Raw genomic sequence first — 18321 nt, 5'->3', positions numbered from 1 at the left:
AACGAAGACATGTTCTAGCGTGCGTTCATTGCAACTTTTCGTTCTCCAAAACAATCACTCCGTTGCTTAGTTCATGAAGATGAATCCAGAGAAAAGGGGACTTTCCCTTCGCGACTATTTGTTGCCAGAGGCGCGTCATTCTTATGCCGCCGACCTTGCACTCTTAGGGGCAAGACTTTACGGAGGGGTCACAATTGCCTACGCGGGACTCGACAAACTCCCCCGTCCCGATTGGATGGTGGACCAAGTCGTTAAGATCGGCTGGTTCCCAGTTCCAGAATTCTTTGCCACAGTCGCTTGTGTGACTGAGTTTGTCAGCGGGGCGATGTTGGCTTTGGGGCTCTTCACTCGCATTAACGCGATCTTACTTGCGTTTACCCTCGGCGTCGCAGCATTCGGTTTTCATGAGGTGGCTCCAATCACTGGAATGCATCTCACCCAGGGTTTCTTTTGGTTGTACGTTGTCCTCATAGCGTTCGGAGCTGGCCGGATTTCGTGTGATGGTTTACTCCACCGACTGACAACGTCCGAGAGTAGGTGGAATTCTAAGGCCTGGTTTGCCTCTGTCGGGATCGCTCTCGCTATTGTGGGCAGTGGAATCTATCACCAGCTCTCGCCACCAGAACCTGCGGCTGACATGGCCGAGCAGGAAACGAAGATCGAATCGATCAGTGTGCCGGGTTCGTTCAACGATTGGGAACTGTCGAGGAATGTTCTTGCTAAAACAGGTGAAACTATTTGGAGTACCGTATTAGACATCCCCGAGGCTGGCCCCATTGAGTTTAAGTTCGCTGCGAACGGGTCGTGGAATCTCAACTTTGGAGAGTCGGATCAGCAGGGCGAAGGCATGCCCGTGGAGGGGAAGGTCGAAAAAGGAGCCGACAACATTAAGGCTTACATTCCCAAAGCCGGCAAGTATCGTTTGCAGGTGGATACGGAGTCGTATACTTATTCGCTGGAGCCAGTCGCTCCCAAGGATTAGCGACAAAGACCCTGCTAATTCCAACAATTAAGTGAGCCACGTTGCCGTTAACGTTAGAAGATCGCTTGCGTCTGTGCCGCCAATATGGTGACTTTACTCTGGCTTATTCCACGGCAGTTCAAGAGGGCCTCGAACACTTCGGCGATCACGAGGGCTATCTCGCCTACGGTCGGAAGTGGGGTTACACCTTCGCTTTGGGCGACCCCATCGCAGCGAAAGATAAGTGGCCAAGCCTTGTGAGCGAGTTCCTCAAGGCACATCGCAAGTGCGTGTTTGTCCAAGCTTCGGAGAAGCTCGGTGCTCTGCTTGAAGGAGAGGGTTTCTACGTCAATGAAATGGGCGTGGATACGAGCCTTGATCTCACGGAATACTACTTCGACGGCAAGCAGAAGGAGTGGCTGCGTTACGCGGCGAATTGGATTGAGTCGCATGATTACCGCATCGCAGAGTTGAGCTTTGACGAGATTTCTCGCGAGCAGGTTGAAGAGGTCTCGGCTCAGTGGAAAGAAGGCAAAACGGTCAAGAAACGCGAAGTCGGTTTTCTCAATCGCCCGGTTGTCTATGCGGACGAACCAGATGTGCGGAAGTTCTACTTGATTGATGCGTCAGGACGAATCGAGGCGTTTCTCTTTTTCGACCCTCTTTATCGAAACGGAGAGATTGTAGGCTACTGCACCTGCATCAAACGCCGCCGCCCTAACGCGCCGACTTATGCCGAGGCTGCGATAATGAAGCACGCAATCGAGAAGTTTCAGATCGAAGGGCGAAAGACGCTTACGCTGGGCCTTTCGCCTTTGGCGGGGGTTGAGAACAAACGATTCCAGCACAACCCGTTCTTGCATTGGTCGTTCCGAGCGGGACTTCACGCACGCTGGATCAACCGTTGGATTTACCCCTTGGCAAATCACGCAAAGTACAAGCAGCGATTCCGCGGTAGCGAAGAGCCAACGCATTACGCATCGCAAGTGCTTTTCAACGATTCAAGAATCATCGCGATGCTGAGACTCTCAGGCGTTTTTTGAGAAAATCGGGATTCCAGAGGCATTCTATTTGACTCTCGCTTTTTACCCACTTAAATTGTGCCAAATGCGAATGACGTAGCTGGCAACTGGCTTTTCACTTCTAGCAAGGCACGACTCATGAAATTCTCTCGGCAATTATTTCTGCTCATTCTGTTCTCGGCTGCCACCTCGCAAGTTTCGGCGATGACGCTCTACAGCCAAACGCAATCAGGGAGCGTTGCCTTTCCTGATTCAACGCCAGTGGTGCTGACCTTCACTGGTGCTCTTCCCGCGGCAGGAGATGCCACGCTCTCGTTGTTCGCAACCGGAGGCGAGCTGGCGAACAACAATAAGCGACTCGAACAGTTAATGGTTGACGGAGACGGCTACCAAACTGCGGGTGATCCCGCCGGTTGGATTCGTCCAGTCAATTTTCTTGACGGTGCTAATCAACCAGTATCGCCAGTGACGATTCCGCTGGCCTCACTAGACGCGTATGTCGCGGATGGTGAAGTGCAAGTTTCGGTCGTACGCCCTGGATTTATCGCTGGCGGAACGTTTGACGTTACTTTGGAATACACGACAAGCATTCCAGAACCCTCGACGCTGTGGCTGCTCGGACTGGGAAGTCTTTCGCTGGTGTCGTCCCGTCGCCGCTAGGTTCAAGACTTGTCTCCCTCGTACGACCAAAGCCCCATTGCCGGGTCGTCGATGTAATAATACTGCTCGCCATCGTCTGTCTTGTGATAGCCGTTGCTGATGCCTGTCGGCTGGTATCGATCTTGGTACTCTCGCAGCTCGCCGTACTCGTAGCCAACACTCTCGACCTCCGCCTGAGACAATTCTCCGGTGCAGTAGGTCACTTTGAAGCGGTTCTCAGTCGAGCCGTGAATCAAGTGAGCCGCGGCTGAAAGGTTCTCCCGCAGTACTTCATTCTTGGCAACAAAGTCCAAAATCTCGGGTGTTGTCCGATAGCCGTATTTTCGAATCAAGCGATCAATATCGTCATCTTCGCCGAACATGCTCACACCGGGGGCGAGAATGATGAGCTCTCCACCATCGGCAATCGCCATCCGCGTCCGATAGATCGCTTTGTTGCCTAACCAGGTGCTCTCGAACTTCTCCGCGTTCAAATTTACGACGACTTTTTCAAACGGCTTGTCGAGTTGCTCGAGGTTTACTTCGCGCGAAAGCTCGCACGCGCGTTCAAAACACTCGACATCGTCTCCCACGAAGAGTCCACGCACAACGGATTCACCCTGATCGTTCGGCCCGATCACCGTCAGCACATAGACGAGTGGAAGATGCTGACAAAAGTTGTCCTGGGCGAAATTCAGAATGCGACGCAGTGGCGTATCGCCGCGGCCCATGATCCGTTCCATACCGTAGGCCGCGCCGATGTAGTGACTCTCGTTGATCCCGCGAACTCCGCCAGTTCCAACAAAAATATTCTTGTTGTAATTGGCCATCCCGATCACTTCATGCGGCACTACTTGGCCGATGGAGAGAATGAGGTCATGCTCCCCCGAGTTGATCCGCTTATTGAGCTGAGCCGGCCAGGGATACGTGTAGATCCCTTCCGTCACTTCGGACACGTACTCCGAAGGGACGGTCCCCACGGTGTCAATGTCGGTACGCCAATTGTGATAACGAAAGAGCGACTTGGGAGTCTCGCCGAACATCTTCAGCCGCTGCTTCTCGCTCATTTCTTTATGCGTGCCAACCGCTGGCATCACGTCGATGAGTTTCTCGCCGTAATGCTCCCAGGTCATCTCCGTCAACCGCCCTGCCCTGCTGGCGTAGCGAGAATAGTCGGGGGGAACGGCAAACACACGTTCCTTTGGGCCAAGCTTCTCGTAGACCTCTTCAAGTGCAGCACGAAGCTGATCGTCAGTTAATTCCGTTGTCGGAGATCCGGTAGCTAGCAGCAAAGCCATAGAGAGGAAATCAGTTGGCACCTTGGGAATAGAATGACTGACGCTTTATTCTACTCCACGGACTGTGGTTGTGGCAGGAGTTCTCAGTGCTTGTCCAACGCGAACAGTCGTTTGATAATGCCTGAGCGAGTAGCCATTACCTGTGTCGGCTTATTTAGTAGTGTCACAGTCCATGAAAGTCAGCCAATCGCAACCCGATGAGTCGTCTCCCGAGCCGCTGTTGCGCTTCGGTCTTAGACAGATGCTGACGGTGATGGCCATCCTGTCCGTGTTGCTGGCACTTCTGGTAAAGACCGACGGATATTGGCCGGGCGTCATTGGAATGGGGGCTCTGCTCATCTTTGCACACGTTTTTGGAACGGTTGTCGGCAATCGGCTAAGTAGCACTTCCCGCACGCCCAGCGTTGAGGACAGCCAGCGACCCTCTTTTCGCGACTCGCAAGGTCAGATCGTCAGTTCGGAAGTCGAAACCACCCCGCTCGCCTACCGCGACCATGTTGTCCGGTGGAAGTACATCGTCACGGGTATCGGCGGGGCGGTCGGTACGCTCCTTGGAGCATGGGGGCTGGCGACCGCTTTGGGGGACGAGGTCACGTGGCCTGGGCTAGCCTTGGGCGCTGTCTCGTGCGGCGTATTTGGGGCATGGCTTGCTTTTATGGCTTACAGCTTTGGCTCGATCACCCGCCACGCTTGGCGGCATGCGAATGAAGGTCACAAAGCTTCGCAGCGTAAGCTCTGACGATCTGGAGCGAACGGTTCAAGCGAAAGCTTCGGCTCCACACCTGAAATCGCGTCAGCCATCAAGACAGCAGTCCCGGTGCTTAGCTGTAGTCCCGCTCGAAAGTGCCCGGTAGCGATCCAGACATTGGAGAACTCGCTCAATCTTCCCAGTAGAGGTAGTCGATCGGGCGTGGCCGGGCGGAGGCCTGCCCAAGTTTTTTCCACGGTAAGGTGAGCAAGTGGCGGGGCAACTTGGGCGGCGAATTCTAGCAGATCGGCAATCGCCTCGTCATCCGTCTGCGTATCAAACCCAACCTCTTCCATCGTCGAACCGACGAGGATTCGCCCATCGCTTCTAGGAACCAAGTACCGAGGCCCAACGTTAATGATTCGCTTGAGAATTCCCCGCTCGCCATGCAATAAAGCGATCTGCCCCCTGACTGGAAATACTGGGAGCTCAAACCCAAGTTGAGCAGCAAGTACCCCCGACCAACTCCCCGCCGTGATGCAGAATTGCTCAGCAGAAATAGGACCGTTCTTTGTCTCTACGCTGACCATCCGCTTGTCGTTTTCACCGCAGGCGGTCACCGCTTGGCCAGCAAAAATACGCACACCATTCCGATCACAGGCAGCGACTAGAGCACGAAGATGCCGAGGATTACGAATCTGTGATTCCCCAGGCAGCAGAAAAGCAGAATCAGCAGGTGCCAATGCCGGTTCCACATCGTGAGCATCGGGCCACTCAAGTGCTTCGACTTTTACTCCTAACTCCAGCAAGCGGCGATGTTTGTCGGCAAGGCTAGCCGAATTGCAGGGCAGATAGATGCTTCCGCTTGCCAGGTAACCGTTGTCGATGCCTGTTTCGTCGAGCAACCTCTCATGCCACTCGCGATGCAGACGCTGACTGAGGCCGGCTAGGCGTTCCAGCGGTGTCGCCACCCGCCAGAACTCTTCGACCGGTCCCGCAGGAATCATCCCCGCCCCCGCCCAAGACGCGGCCCTGCCAGGCTGGTCGCGTTCGATGACGCAGACCTTCTGCCCACGACGCGACAGCTCCCAAGCAATCGAAAGCCCGATCACCCCTCCGCCTACGATGGCCACGTCGTATTGATTGACTGCTAACATGAAATTCGATTCAGTTGAGAATCTGCCGCTTTAGAGAACGCCACGCAGGGCGTTCCCTAAAGTTTGCTCGATAGTTCTCTCAATTCCGATTCTTCACTGTGCCTAAGATCATCACGCAAGCGGTTAAAGTCTGACTCGGTATCCACATCATACCAACTAGGCACGGTTGCGAAGGGAATGCCCTCTTCCTTCAGTCGCGACTGCGTGACTGACCAAACTTCTCCAGTGCTCCAAGGGATACTTTCAAATAACCGATCCGCAGGCCGGCTTAGTCCAATGAGGTAGTAACCGCCATCTTCAGTAGGACCAAACACGGCATCGTGCTCCTTGAGCAACTCGAAAGCCTGCTCAATGTAATCGAGCGGTACGTTGGGACTATCGGTTCCCAACAAAATGATCCGGTGATAGTTGGCCGTTAGATGCTCGTGGAAGAACCGACGCATGCGAACTCCGAGGTCACCTTCTCCTTGATAAAGGAGCTGCCATCCGGACGAAATCTCTTCAAAAACAAGCCTCTCGTGTCCCGGGGTGTAAACCAGAGTCTTGTCGATGGGAAGCCCATTTAATCGAGCAATTGTTGTCTCTACGAAGCAGCGATACTGATGAGCAGCACGCTCCATTCCAACCAAAGCCCCTAGTCGGGTTTTGACCTTTCCTGGAGTCCAATGCTTGGCAAACAATCCCAGACAGCAATTCGCGTAGTCCTTTCTCATTTTCTCTCCGCATGCAGCAGACGACGAAGCAGCACTTCATCAACACGACCACGAAAACGCACCTTGCCGTCGATTTCGACAACGGGCACGCACGTGTTGAACTTTTCGAAAAGCTCTGGTTGCTCGTCGATATCAATCGTCTCCGGCTCGACGCCGTGATCTAGGAGCGTCGACAGCGCTTCGTCGCAAAGGTGGCAGCCCTTGCGTGTATAGAAATTGATCTGGTTCATCAAGGTATGGTTCTCGCCTTGTCTGCTGACTCCTGATTTCGCTCTCAAAGCACCTGTCGCGGCCTGCTGCAGAACCGCCCTCAATACCCGCCGAACCCCTCTTTGGTGGGGTTTCTCCTGGGGCGTTAAGTTGGGCTCCCGACGGGACTTAGGAGTTCTGTTTGGAGCCCCGCTGGCCACCTGCCTACGATGGATATACCGCCTTGGGGACGACCTCGATCGAAAGGCTGGTCGCCTCACTATAAACGTAGCAAGTTCTTCCTTAATAACAACTTAAGAGGAGTGCGACGATGACAAGAAACGCAAAAAACAACGCGCAGAAGTACGCGATACGACAAGCAAAGGGTCGGACCTTCGATCGCGCTGATCGTCGTCCGCGTCAAGCACGTCGCACACACTCAAGCACACTCAACCGAGACTTTGCCGAACCATTCAGCCCGCCAGAGAATTGGTACGAACCGCGCGAAGAATCGAAACGCGATGGCACTTACAAAACGGTCGTTCAAGACCCTGGCTGGGGCTATCGACATGTGGTGACTCCCGAAGAAATCCGTGATCGCCTGTCGCAGGTGCCGCAGCACTTCGTTAAGGAACTCGATGTCGTGCAAATCAGCGGCATGACTCGCAAGAAGCAGAGTTTCCCCTGCTACGGGCTACAGTGGGGCACAACAATTTACCTCTACCCACTGGAGGAATCGCTCGAAGAGCATTTCTACAGCCCACCCGCTCCTCAGGTGATCAATGAAGCCAAGATGTACGGCGGTCGCTGGGATTGCCCCGAAACGGGGGTGTGGCGACTAACTTGGACCGAGGACACGGTTCGGGATTTCTACCTCAACAACATCCTGATCCACGAACTGGGCCACTTGGTAGACGATCGCAACACATCGTACCTCGAGCGAGAGCAATTCGCTGAGTGGTTCGCCATCGAACACGGCTACCGAGCCACCGGCGGAGCCGCCGCCCGTCGCCAAAAGCCGATCCGCAAACGGCATCACAAGGTTTAGGAGTTGAGATCCCAAAGTAAGCCTTGGGAAGCTTCAAACCTCTAGCCCCTAGCGCAAGGTAGGGGTTCTTCTTTGCACTCCGGCAAACTCCGCGTTTCCCTAACAGCTTTCCACTGCTAGCGTTCGGTCGCCGCTGTGATTATCATGCAGCTTCAAAAGTCGCTCGACTCCGATCTCCTTCAAGAGTCAACCAGGCGGATGGGCTCATCTCAGCGGCTTGCCAACCGAACTAAGGCCAAATCAATTTTAGGTTTGAGGATCGCTTTCTATGGTGCTTTCGCCGCTCGACTTGACTGTCTTCTTCGCTTTTATTGCCGCCGTGCTGGGTGTTGGCTTCTTCATGGGACGGGGTGAGAAGTCCAGCGAGGATTACTTCCTGGCCGGTCGCGGATTGAAGTGGTGGGTCATCGGTTTCTCGTTGATTGCCGCGAACATTTCAACCGAACAATTCGTCGGCATGTCCGGCCAGGCAGCAGGCTCGCTGGGCCTCGCGATTGCCAGTTATGAATGGATGGCGGCGGTAACGCTCGTGGTCGTTGCGTTTGTGTTCTTGCCGATGTTCTTGCGCTCGGGCATCTACACAATCCCTGAGTTTCTTGAGTACCGTTACAACAAGCTCTCACGCACACTGATGGCCGGCTTCACGATGGTCATTTATGTGGCCGTGACCATTCCCGCGGTGATCTACTCGGGAGCCTTGGTCTGCGACACACTCTTTGCAGGTCAAAAACTACTTGGCGTCGAAATCAACGTTGTCAGTGCTTCTTGGATCATCGGTGTGCTGGCTGCCATGTATGTGGCTTTCGGCGGTTTGAAAGCCTGTGCGTGGGCCGATCTGCTGCAAGGGTCAGCGCTCATTCTCGGCGGCTTCATCGTCGTTGTCCTCGCTCTGCGGACTCTAGGCGAAACGCCGGTTGATCAGCTTTCCACCACGCTAGGAGAGGAAGCGATTGCTTCTGAGAATCTGACAGACGAGTCGACAGGACTGACGAAGTTCTTCGCGCTCAACAGTAATAAGCTGCACATGGTGCTGCCTCGGGAGAATCAAGACATTCCGTGGACAGCTTTGGTCCTGGGGCTGTGGATACCCAACTTCTATTACTGGGGTCTAAATCAATATATCACGCAGCGAACCCTGGGAGCTCACTCGCTGGGTGAGGGTCAAAAGGGTGTTGTTTTCGCTGCGGCTTTGAAGCTGATTATCCCTTTCATCATTGTGGTTCCGGGTCTGATTGCCTTCAACGTTTACAGCCAAGATATGGTGGCTGAGGCAGAGAAAGACAATGCAAAGATTCTCGAAGCTTTCAACGACGGCAGCCCTGCTGATGGGAAAGTATTCCCCTTCGACGCTGATTTTGCCGAGCAAAGCCCCGAAGTCGCCCGCAATTTGGCTGCGTTCGTCGCAGATAAGTACTCGGACACCGAAGGAGTCAAGCAGATCGATGCGGATGCCGAAGTGACGGAACTAGCGGAGTTGAATGACGCCAACTTGAAAGCTCTTGCCGCTGCTGAGGTCAAAATCAAAGCCGAGAGCAAGCTCATCGGTTACAAGTACGATTCCGCGTTCGGCCTGCTGATCAAGAAGCTGACCCCTGAAGGCCTCCGCGGCTTTATGCTCGCTGCGATTCTCGGCGCAGTGATGAGCTCGCTGGCCTCAATGCTCAATTCAGCTTCGACCATTTTCACGATGGACATCTTCAGCAAGTTCATCAACCGCGACGCTTCGCAATCGTCGCTGGTAGGCGTAGGCCGGATGTGCGTCGTGCTATTCACAGTGATTGGCTGCTTGATTTCCCCCGTACTGGGTGACCCTCGTTTCCGCGGAATTTTCAACTACATCCAAGAGTTTCAGGGTTACATCTCCCCGGGCATCTTGGCAGTGTTCGTCTTCGGAATCCTCGTGAAGCGAGCCCCAGCCATGGCCGGCGTCGTCGGCCTGCTGATCAACCCCTTCCTCTACGGTGCTTTGGCGTTCGCCTTCCCTGACATGGCGTTTCTCGATCGCATGGCGGTCGCCTTCTTCTGCAACTTGGGAGTGATGGGCTTGATGACTATGATGAACCCTTTGAACGAGCCCAAGGAAATGCCCGTTAACACGGCCATCTCGCTAGAGCCGTCCTCGGGAGCCAAAACCTGCGGCATCGTCGTGGTGATCCTGACGCTGATTCTCTACGGAATCTTCTGGTAGCCACACTCTACTCCCGCAAGTTAATTCCTCGCTCTAGCCCGCGAGTACGATATTGCTGTGTTGGGCTCGCTCGGAGCCCCGACGCAGGTTTTCCATTGGATTTTGGGCCTCGAAATCAGGTAAAATGTTTTTCGCATGGCCGTGTTGTCTTTGTTCCTCGCTGACGGCTGCTGCCACGACCTCCGACTTCTGCAAAGCAAAAGTCGGATACCCTGTTGTCGAGCACATAACGTAAGTGCAGAGAGGGCTTGATTTTGTAGCACAAGCGGCGATGTGACGGGCTGGGCTTTTGCACTGTCGAAGCGTGTTTTCGTGCAAAAGCAAAAGTACGAATAGCCAGTATTGAGGACATAGCCCTGGCGCGCCTCGTAAGGCACGCCTCAGAATATTTTCAACTTCGCCGAAACTTCGCGTTTCGCGAGGGGTTGTTACTAGATCGTACTTTCCCTGAAATGTCTTGGAGAAGAGCCTACTATGAAGCGCAATCGTGCCTTCACGCTGGTCGAACTGTTGGTGGTGATCGCCATCGTCGGCGTGCTCATCGGCCTACTTCTGCCCGCCGTTCAGTCGGCTCGTGAGGCGGCTCGCCGGACGCAGTGCAAAGCGCACCTCCAGCAAATCGGCTTGGCAATGACGCAGTACCTTGATGCCAAGGGCGAACGCGGCAAGTTCCCCGAAGCGGCCAAGCTCCCCAAGACCCTCAACCCCCTGAACCTTCCCGCCCTCTACGAAGTGCTGGGACCCTACTGCGAAAATAACCGCGAGATCTTCATTTGTCCGAGCGACTATTTCGACCCGGACACGACCGAGACCACCGACGACGATTCGTATTTCACCTATCACGAGCGCGAAGGCCTGAGTTACGAGTACCCGTCGCTGATGCTCGCCGGCAAGTCGCGGCCTGAGGTGCTCGACTCCCGCATCGGGCAACTTGGCTCTGGTCGAGTTTGGATTGTTTACGACTTAAATTCCTTCCACGGCCCTAGCGGTCAGGACGGCTCAAGAAACTACGTCTACCTCGATGGCCACGTTGATGCGGTAGTATTACCTGAAGGAAGCTAACCCTCCCGTTTCGCCGCGGGTGCTTGCATCGCGCTCAACGAGCAGAGTAGCCACCGTCGCCAGACGGTGGAGGTTTTCGCGATGGACCCTTATACTCCCCGTGCAACCACGCTCTGGCGAGCGTGGCTACGATCCTACTTTTGGGAAACAAACCATGAACAAGAATGTCGTTGGCTTAACCGCCATGATCGTCTGCGTACTCTTCGCAAGTTGGGCCTTCGGCCTCTTCGGTGGCGAGAGTGTTGACCCGAAGGTGGCGGAACTCGAGCAAGAAGCGAAGAAGATTGTTGAAGCTCCTGAGGAAAAGCAACGCGATGCAGGCCGTGCGTTCTTCGAGCGGATGCGAGATGCGAACCTCAATGATGAGCAACGTCAACAATTTCGCGAACGCATGATGCCCATGATGATGAAGATGATGGAAGCACGCATGGACACGTTCCTCGCGCTCTCGCCCGAGGAGCAGAGGACCGAAATGGACAAGCGTATTGACGAGCAAGAGGCACGCCGTAGCGAAAGAGGAGCCAATGGCGGTGGCCCTGGAGGCCCGGGCGGCGAGCGTGCACCGCGCACGCCCGAGCAGATGGAAGCTCGCATGAAGGGGATGCTCGAACGAACGACCCCAGATCAACGTGCCAAGTTCGAAACGGTCATCACGATGTTCAACCAACGTCGCGAAGAGCGAGGACTCGACCCCGTTGGCCCACGCGGTTTCTTCGGCCGAGGCCCTCGCGGTGGAAGATAATCAGAGCCGAGAAGCATAAGCTCTCGGGTGCCAAATGATCACTACGCCCGCGAAGCTTGCAGCTCTTCCAAAGGTACCAACTGCTGAAAGCTCCCCGAGCGAAACCCCTCTAAGTCGACCGTCACGTAACCGAAGCCTAACGCGCGGAACCCCGCGACCAGCTTCGTGCGTACGTTTTCCTCACAAAGATGTGGCAGTTCAGCGAGTGGAACTTCCAGGCGAGCGAGTTCGTCCTGATGGCAGCGGACTCGCACGGTTGTGAGCCCCAACTCACGCAGGATTCGCTCTGCGGCATCAATGCGGGAAAGCCGTTCGGGGGTAATCTCCAGCCCATAGACCACACGGCTGGAAAGACAGGGGGTCGCCGGTTTGTCCCAAACCTCAAGGTCCCAAGCTTTTGCTAATTCGCGGACCTGCGGCTTGGTGATTTGGCACTCGGCTAGTGGATTCATCACGCCGTGGTTGGAGGCCGCTTGCAAGCCGGGACGGAAGTCACCCAGATCGTCGAAGTTAGCTCCAGCGACGACATGAATGTAGCCATGATCGGAAGCATAACGACTTAAGATACCGTACAGTTCCGTCTTGCAATGGAAGCAGCGGTCAGGATTGTTCGCCAAATAAGAATCGTCGGCCAGCTCGTCGGTGCGGATGACCTCGTGGCGAATGCCAATAGACGAAGCAACCCGCCGGGCTATGTCGAGCTCCCCCTCGGCAAGGCTGACACTGGTGCCAGTCACGGCAAGTGCGCGGTCGCCAAGGGCCAGTTTAGCTGCCTTCGCAACAACCGCACTGTCGACACCACCGGAGAAAGCTACGACGCAGCTTTCTAGCTTTGCGAGCGAGGCGACTAGTCGGCTGTCAACTTCAGGAATTGAGAAAGGAGTACCGCTCATCCTTCCATTGGAATCCAAATGGGGAAGATGGTCTATCGCGGCTAGCTATTTAGCCCGTCACGTCTCGAACGATCTTTTCCATGACCTTCGTATTGCGCTCGATGGCCAGAATGATTGTTTGCTGTTCGGCCCCGTCGGCGGAACTAGCCACCACGGGAATCACCTGACGGCGATCGGGCATGCTAATGCGGACGGTGAAAGTGCCGTCTTCCCGAAGCGGGACGGGCTCGCCTTTGAGCGTCACATGAGAGTTGCGATCTGCCGCTCCGTAGACGATTGCTTCAGCATCGACGGCAAACTGCAAATTGCTCTGTTCTCTTCCGGCAGCTCCGCTACCGAACTTCGTCTTCATCGGTGTGCCGAGTGGCCGCTGCAGGCGTTCTTCGAGGATCTCTTGAAGTTCTCGACTGGCCCCTTCAGGCGTGTAACCGCCGCTCATGGCGAAGATGCGATCTGCCTTCTCAGCGACATCGGCCCAGTTGTTATCGACCGCGTCGCTTGTCCCCGCAGGTGGGGTGGAAACCTCGTTGCTGCGGGCAAGGCAATGAAAGCTTTCATCCGCTGCCAGGTAGCCGATTTCAAGGCGATAGCTATTGGGCGGGTCTTGAACGTCGAGGTACCAGTTCTGGACGCCTCCGTGGATCTCGATGTCGCGTTCAAGCTGGGCGTGCCCTTCCCTGTCGATCGTGAGCAAGCGAAGCACGGGAGTAGCGCTGTGCCAGTGCTGCCCCATGGCGGCTTGGGCGCGATCAATGCTTTTCTGCCCGAGCTCCCAATAGGCGTGAAGCCAGTAGGGATCGCGGACCATCACAACGAGTCGATCTCGTTCAACCGTCTTCGACTCGCTGGAGGCGGCAAGATTCTTGATCGAGGCGAGCTTTTGCTGCAGTTGGTTGATTTTGCGAAGGGTCTTCGCGCTGGTTGGGCTGGCCTTGCCATTGATATTAGACTTGGCTGCCCCGTTACGAGAACGTTTCTTGCTCTGCTGGATCAGTGCTTTAACAAGTTGTTCCTTACGCATCGAATGCCAACCGGATACCCCTTTTTCCCGCGCCATTTGCGCAAGGTCTTTGGCAGTGTACGAACGAAGTTTGGAGGCTGTCATAGCGGTGGCCGGCGAATGGAGTAAAGCTAAGAGGTCTGGCAAACAGTCTTTGTTGCGGCCAGCCGTGGCCAGAGAACACCTTGGCTGCTTGGAATTGTTCCAGGCAGGTGGGCGTTTTGAGTAGCGTGGACGGCTCCTGATCAGCTCTTAGGAGAGCCGGCTGTGCGAATAGAAAGTGCCTATTCTTAATGGCCGCCTATCAGAAGTTGCCCCAGTAGTAACACTAGCGTAATCGATATGCCTCGAAATATCAACGGTTGCATCAAAGTGAGTAGACGTAAGTCGTTTAATTCAAGCAGTTTACGTTGGTATCCCTGTGTTCGATTTACGATAGTCTGTCATGAGCTAACGTGTCGCTGTCGAGGCTATTCACCCGGAGGCATGCTGATATGACGTAAGTCAATATTAAGTAAATACTTAGGGTGAAAAGACAGACTTTGTGAAAAAAATCACAAATTCGGGGTTCGGGCCGTTGACACTAAATTAAGATCGAAATAAATTGCTGTCACGTAGAGATTTACGAGGAAATCGCCTCACACCGGCCAACGACTGTTCGAGGCTTGTTGATGCTCGGCCGGTTTCCTAAGTCTCTGCAGCGAAAGAGTTTGTGAGTCAGAGCTCTGCAGGAATTGAGGCTCGATCAGACTTGCTGAGGAAGGCGGTATGGCTTCTCCCGATCCCGAGCAGCCCATGGCCGCGGCCATGCAGTGGGTGAGTCGAATCTTTGCGGCAGCCATGCTCATGGTTTTGCCGGGCCTTGCTGGGCAGTGGTTGGACGGCAAGTTAGGGACCAGCTTTCTGGTTCTGATTGGCTTCGCTGGAGGCTTGATTGCTGGCATGGCCTACCTGATCGCTCAGACGAAGCAGGCGGAACTGAGAAGGCAAAAACACAATCGCGAGAACCCGACCGATTCTCGTGAAGATAAGGCTTAGTTAATAGGTCAGCAGACAAGACCAGAGAGTCCCCACCATAAGGCAAAGGCCCTTCCGGGCGCTTTAGCGAGTTCAGTGTCAGGTTTCTTGAAACCACTTTTGATTCTAAGTGCTTCGTTAGCGGTCGTCGCCGCAATAGCGGCTTGGTTCGCTGTGCCAAAATATGGCAACGACGCTTATCTGTCTTGCGGCTTAGCGGCCTTGATTGTTTGGGTCGCTTGTGGCTTCGGCCTCTTAGTCGCTGCCCTGGCGCCTAATCATCACGCACGATTGAATGCTCTCATGGGCGGCATGCTCGTCCGAATGGGGCTGCCGCTCGCGTCCCTCTTCATTGTGCCTGGCTCCTCGGGTCGTTTGGCTGAGGCGGGTTTCGCCAATCTGCTCCTGGTGTTCTTCTTGGCCGGTTTGCTTATCGAAACGCCATTGCTGGTTGGGATCATCAGGCGAGCTCAGTCGGGAGAACAATCCGGGACGGGCGAAGACAAGCGATCATCAGATAATGTAGCGAACGGAGCTGCCACCTAGTCATGTCCGACCTGTTGCACATCAAAGACAGCTTCTACTTCGAGGTGCCCAACGGACTGTGGCGATCGGAACGTTCGAAGCGCGAAGAGCTGCCGAGCCACTTCGTCCGCAACGATGAAGACTACCAAGATTGGGAAGCCGAACGGCAGTATGAGTCGCTGAAGGAGTTGAAGGGGCTCGAAGACCTTCCGGCCTTTGACTCGCTCAAGTCAGACTTCGACCATTGGCGTCACGAAAACAGCAACTTCGGCAAGCCGTTCGACCGCTTTCTCGAAGAAGCCGAGAGCCAAGGCTGGTTCCAGAAACAAATGGCACTTGGCAAATATGCTCAGCAACTGACCAAGGAAGAGGAGTCGGCTGAGCAGTGGCGTGAGCGAGAGACTTCAGCTAACGTCATGCGAGAGGATTGGCGAGTTGCGAAGGCCCAGGCTGAAGACCTTGAAGCGTATTATGAGGAAACGCCCGCTTGGTCAGCCGAGAAGATTCGCGAGTACAACGACAGCCTGCATGGCAAGATCCTCATTCCTCAGCCGTTCGCCAAACTGCAGAACAATTATCAGGTTGAGTCAGGCTTCGGAATCTCGAAGTTCATGATTCTGATGCTGTTGGTTGCTGCAGGGATCCTGTGGGCATTCAACAAGCTGGCAAAGAAGGTTGAGAATGGTCGGCCTGCTCACGGCAAGTTGTGGAATCTGTTTGAAACCTTCTTGCTATTCATTCGTGATGAGGTCGCGCGTCCTGCGATCGGAAAGCACGATGCCGATCGTTTCGTGCCGCTGCTGTGGACGATTTTCTTGTTCGTTCTTGGGTGTAATTTGCTCGGGATGCTGCCCTGGTTGGGAGCACCAACTGGTAGCTTTAGCGTGACTGTTGGCATGGCCCTTGTCACGTTCGCTACCGTTCTGGTCGCTGGTTCACTGAGGTTCGGTGTTGTCGGCTTTTGGAAGAATCAAGTGCCATCGATGGACCTACCGTTCCCGCTCGGATACCTCATCAAGCCGATGCTGTTTGCCATTGAGGTGCTGGGCTTGCTGATTAAGCACTTGGTGCTGGGTATCCGGTTGGTTGCCAACATGGTTGCGGGCCACTTGGTGCTCTTGGCGATCATGGGATTGGCCGTGGCTGCCGCTAGGGCGGGCTCAGATAACTTTACGATCACCGCGGTCATCTCCATTGTGGGATCCGCGTTATTTAGTTTGCTCGAATTGTTCGTAGCCTTTTTGCAGGCCTACGTTTTTACATTTTTGTCCGCCCTCTTCATCGGCTCAGCCGTGCATCATCACTGACGCACGTTCGCAGGCGAGAGTGGGAGTAGCTCAAGTTTTATAAGGAGTTCGTTTCGTGACTAAGGTAGCTAAGATTTTTGTCTGGAGTCTGTTCGCGGTAGTGATCCTGGCCTCGCCAGCCGCCGCGGCTGACGGTTCTTCGATCAGTTTTTCAGGTGCCATCGGCGCAGGCGTTGTAACGCTTGGTGCGGCAATGGGCATTGGCAAGCTTGCTAGCTCAGCGCTTGAGAGCATGGCTCGCCAGCCTGAGGTTGCAGGTAGCATTCAGACAGCCATGATTATTGCGGCAGCTCTTATCGAAGGTTTCACCTTCTACGCTCTGTTTATCTGCTCTCAGCAAAACCCATGGGCAGCAGGTTAATTCGTCACTCGCACTGATTGCAGCGTCGATTTCGAAGGTTCCTTGAGGTGAAAGATGAGCAAGTTCATTTTGGGTTTAAGCCCGCTGTTTTCGCTGGTGTTGTTGGCTTCGCTGACCACCTCGGTTGTTCATGCTGAGGATGCCGGCGATGGTCCGGCATTGTCGGAGGCTGGCGGCGATGAGAAAGCGCATGGTGGAGGCCACGGTGGTGGTCATCACGACCCAGGCCATGCCAACGCCGCCGCCGGAATGGATAGCCCAGCGGAATGGAGTACCCAGCTTGCTGTTTACACCTTCATCGTTTTCTGGCTCTTGTTAGCGATTCTCGCGAAAGCCGCGTGGCCGAAGATTAGTTCGGCCCTCGTGGAACGTGAGAAGCATATTGAGGGTCAGATTGCGGCTGCCGAAGGCAAGCACGAGGAAGCGAAACGTTTGCTTGCTGAGCACGAAGCGAAGCTGGCGAGTGCGGCCGACGAAGTCCGTGGCATGCTTGAGGAAGCTCGCCGCGATGCGGAAGCAACCAAGGAGCAGATCGTCTCGGAAGCTCGCGCAGCTGCAGAGCAAGAGCAGCAACGCGGAATTCGCGAAATCGAGATTGCCGCGGATCACGCGATGAAAAATATGGCGGAGCACAGTGCGAACTTGGCGATTCAAATGGCGGGGAAGGTAATTCGTCAGAATATCTCGCCCGACACGCAGGCCACGTTGGTTCGCGAATCGTTGGCTCAGCTTCCCAGCAACAACTAGGAAGCGATAGCCGTTCGTCCTTAAAGGATTGTCCTCTTACTGATTGATAGTCACCTATGGCAGACCTGTCTGACCAACCTAAGCATGACAATGTGTTCGACGTTGATGCCGAACGCCTTGGCAAGGTCTACGCCCAGGCGGGTTTGGATGCCGCTGGTGATCTGTCGTCGCAAGGCTCGCTGGCCGAGGAATTATCAAGCATCGTCACCGATATCCTTGAGAAACACTCGGAGATGGAAGAGGTCTTCCGCTCGGAATTGATTTCGCAGGACGAAAAGTTGGAGTTGCTAGATCGCGTCTTTGGAGGGCGAGCTTCCAATGCTTTGTTAAACCTGCTGAAGGTGATGACGAAGCATGGTCGGCTCGGCATGATTCGCGAAGTCGCTCGTAGTGCCTATGAGATGTGGGAAGAGCGTTCAGGTCGAGTGCGAGTCGAGTTAGAAATTCCCCAGCCGATTGATGATGCTTTACAGGGAGAGATCCTCGCTTCCTTAGGCAAAGTGCTCGGCGCGGACCCCCATGTGGAGACACGAATCAACCCCGAACTACTGGCAGGATTCGTTGTTCGCGTCGGCGACAAAGTCTACGACGCTTCTGCCCGTACGCGGCTGGAGAACTCACGGCAAGGCATGGTCGAACATGCCATCGAGGCGATCCAGCAACACCCTGAACAATTTATTGATCGTGCCGCGGCTCCGCCGACAGAAGGCTAGATCAACGAAAACGTAAATTCACTAGTCACAAGCAACCAGTTACTAGTCACG

The 18321-nt window shown here is 54.8% G+C and carries 19 protein-coding genes and 1 pseudogene; 14 read left to right on the top strand and 6 right to left on the bottom strand.

The features are described from left to right. The first annotated feature begins 73 nt into the window (after nt 1–73). The 3 genes from RIB44_07610 to RIB44_07600 all read left to right on the top strand — a co-directional run bounded on the left by RIB44_07610 (nt 74) and on the right by RIB44_07600 (nt 2643). Nucleotides 74–982, top strand: coding sequence for a DoxX family membrane protein (locus tag RIB44_07610; GenBank protein MEQ8616446.1), 909 nt, complete (start codon nt 74–76; stop codon nt 980–982). 41 nt (nt 983–1023) lie between these two features. Then, nucleotides 1024–2004 (top strand): phosphatidylglycerol lysyltransferase domain-containing protein, encoded by a 981-nt coding sequence (locus RIB44_07605; protein MEQ8616445.1) that lies wholly within the window; start codon nt 1024–1026, stop codon nt 2002–2004. A gap of 117 nt (nt 2005–2121) precedes the next feature. After that, complete coding sequence (locus RIB44_07600; protein ID MEQ8616444.1) at nt 2122–2643, top strand: PEP-CTERM sorting domain-containing protein; 522 nt, start codon at nt 2122–2124, stop codon at nt 2641–2643. 2 nt (nt 2644–2645) lie between these two features. On the opposite strand, the gene RIB44_07595 is transcribed toward RIB44_07600, so the two are convergent. After that, the gene (locus RIB44_07595) at nt 2646–3920 is read right to left on the bottom strand and encodes a lactate racemase domain-containing protein (GenBank protein ID MEQ8616443.1); all 1275 of its coding nucleotides are present in this window, start codon (nt 3918–3920) and stop codon (nt 2646–2648) included. Between the two features lie 172 nt (nt 3921–4092). Between RIB44_07595 and RIB44_07590 the strand changes: the two genes are divergently transcribed. Next, nucleotides 4093–4659, top strand: coding sequence for a hypothetical protein (locus tag RIB44_07590; protein ID MEQ8616442.1), 567 nt, complete (start codon nt 4093–4095; stop codon nt 4657–4659). Here the strand turns inward: RIB44_07590 and thiO are convergent. The 3 genes from thiO to RIB44_07575 are packed head-to-tail and all read right to left on the bottom strand — an operon-like array spanning nt 4632 to nt 6708. Next, entirely contained in the window at nt 4632–5765 is a 1134-nt protein-coding gene (gene thiO, locus RIB44_07585; GenBank protein MEQ8616441.1) for a glycine oxidase ThiO, read from the bottom strand. The two genes, RIB44_07590 and thiO, sit on opposite strands and share 28 nt — an antisense overlap. A gap of 56 nt (nt 5766–5821) precedes the next feature. Next, nucleotides 5822–6478 (bottom strand): TIGR04282 family arsenosugar biosynthesis glycosyltransferase, encoded by a 657-nt coding sequence (locus tag RIB44_07580; GenBank protein MEQ8616440.1) that lies wholly within the window; start codon nt 6476–6478, stop codon nt 5822–5824. Continuing rightward, nucleotides 6475–6708, bottom strand: a complete 234-nt coding sequence (locus RIB44_07575; GenBank protein MEQ8616439.1) for a glutaredoxin family protein — start codon at nt 6706–6708, stop codon at nt 6475–6477. Before RIB44_07575 ends, RIB44_07580 begins: the two co-directional genes overlap by 4 nt. Before the next feature lie 290 nt (nt 6709–6998). Here RIB44_07575 and RIB44_07570 point away from each other — a divergent pair, with 290 nt between their 5' ends. The 4 genes and pseudogenes from RIB44_07570 to RIB44_07555 all read left to right on the top strand — a co-directional run bounded on the left by RIB44_07570 (nt 6999) and on the right by RIB44_07555 (nt 11707). Further along, nucleotides 6999–7715, top strand: coding sequence for a hypothetical protein (locus RIB44_07570; protein MEQ8616438.1), 717 nt, complete (start codon nt 6999–7001; stop codon nt 7713–7715). A gap of 268 nt (nt 7716–7983) precedes the next feature. Continuing rightward, nucleotides 7984–9903 carry a sodium/solute symporter gene (locus RIB44_07565; protein ID MEQ8616437.1) on the top strand — a complete coding sequence of 640 codons (1920 nt, stop codon included), beginning with the start codon at nt 7984–7986 and terminating at the stop codon, nt 9901–9903. Between the two features lie 474 nt (nt 9904–10377). Further along, nucleotides 10378–10551 (top strand): annotated as a pseudogene (locus RIB44_07560) (DUF1559 domain-containing protein). Nucleotides 10552–11119: 568 nt separating this feature from the next. Further along, complete coding sequence (locus tag RIB44_07555) at nt 11120–11707, top strand: hypothetical protein (protein ID MEQ8616436.1); 588 nt, start codon at nt 11120–11122, stop codon at nt 11705–11707. Between the two features lie 41 nt (nt 11708–11748). Here RIB44_07555 and larE read toward each other — a convergent pair whose 3' ends face one another. Together larE and RIB44_07545 are read right to left on the bottom strand one after the other, a co-directional pair. After that, nucleotides 11749–12600, bottom strand: a complete 852-nt coding sequence (gene larE / locus RIB44_07550; GenBank protein ID MEQ8616435.1) for an ATP-dependent sacrificial sulfur transferase LarE — start codon at nt 12598–12600, stop codon at nt 11749–11751. A gap of 49 nt (nt 12601–12649) precedes the next feature. Continuing rightward, on the bottom strand, nt 12650–13705 hold the full coding sequence (locus tag RIB44_07545) for a DUF4912 domain-containing protein (GenBank protein ID MEQ8616434.1): 1056 nt from the start codon (nt 13703–13705) through the stop codon (nt 12650–12652). 663 nt (nt 13706–14368) lie between these two features. Here RIB44_07545 and RIB44_07540 point away from each other — a divergent pair. The 6 genes from RIB44_07540 to atpH all read left to right on the top strand — a co-directional run bounded on the left by RIB44_07540 (nt 14369) and on the right by atpH (nt 18270). Beyond that, a complete protein-coding gene (locus tag RIB44_07540) occupies nt 14369–14638 on the top strand; it encodes an AtpZ/AtpI family protein (GenBank protein MEQ8616433.1) in 270 nt (89 codons plus the stop codon). Nucleotides 14639–14725: 87 nt separating this feature from the next. Further along, nucleotides 14726–15163 (top strand): hypothetical protein, encoded by a 438-nt coding sequence (locus tag RIB44_07535; protein MEQ8616432.1) that lies wholly within the window; start codon nt 14726–14728, stop codon nt 15161–15163. Nucleotides 15164–15165: 2 nt separating this feature from the next. After that, a complete protein-coding gene (atpB, locus tag RIB44_07530) occupies nt 15166–16449 on the top strand; it encodes a F0F1 ATP synthase subunit A (protein MEQ8616431.1) in 1284 nt (427 codons plus the stop codon). Between the two features lie 55 nt (nt 16450–16504). Further along, nucleotides 16505–16810: an ATP synthase F0 subunit C gene (gene atpE, locus RIB44_07525; protein ID MEQ8616430.1), complete on the top strand. Its 306-nt coding sequence runs from the start codon at nt 16505–16507 to the stop codon at nt 16808–16810. Between the two features lie 54 nt (nt 16811–16864). Continuing rightward, the gene (gene atpF, locus RIB44_07520; protein MEQ8616429.1) at nt 16865–17557 is read left to right on the top strand and encodes a F0F1 ATP synthase subunit B; all 693 of its coding nucleotides are present in this window, start codon (nt 16865–16867) and stop codon (nt 17555–17557) included. 56 nt (nt 17558–17613) lie between these two features. Further along, nucleotides 17614–18270, top strand: coding sequence for an ATP synthase F1 subunit delta (gene atpH / locus RIB44_07515; protein MEQ8616428.1), 657 nt, complete (start codon nt 17614–17616; stop codon nt 18268–18270). Nucleotides 18271–18321: the final 51 nt, after the last annotated feature.

Source organism: Lacipirellulaceae bacterium (assembly GCA_040218535.1).
GTDB lineage: Bacteria > Planctomycetota > Planctomycetia > Pirellulales > Lacipirellulaceae > Adhaeretor.
The sequence above is the reverse complement of the archived record's forward strand: the minus strand, read 5'-3'. Positions and strand labels throughout refer to the sequence as shown.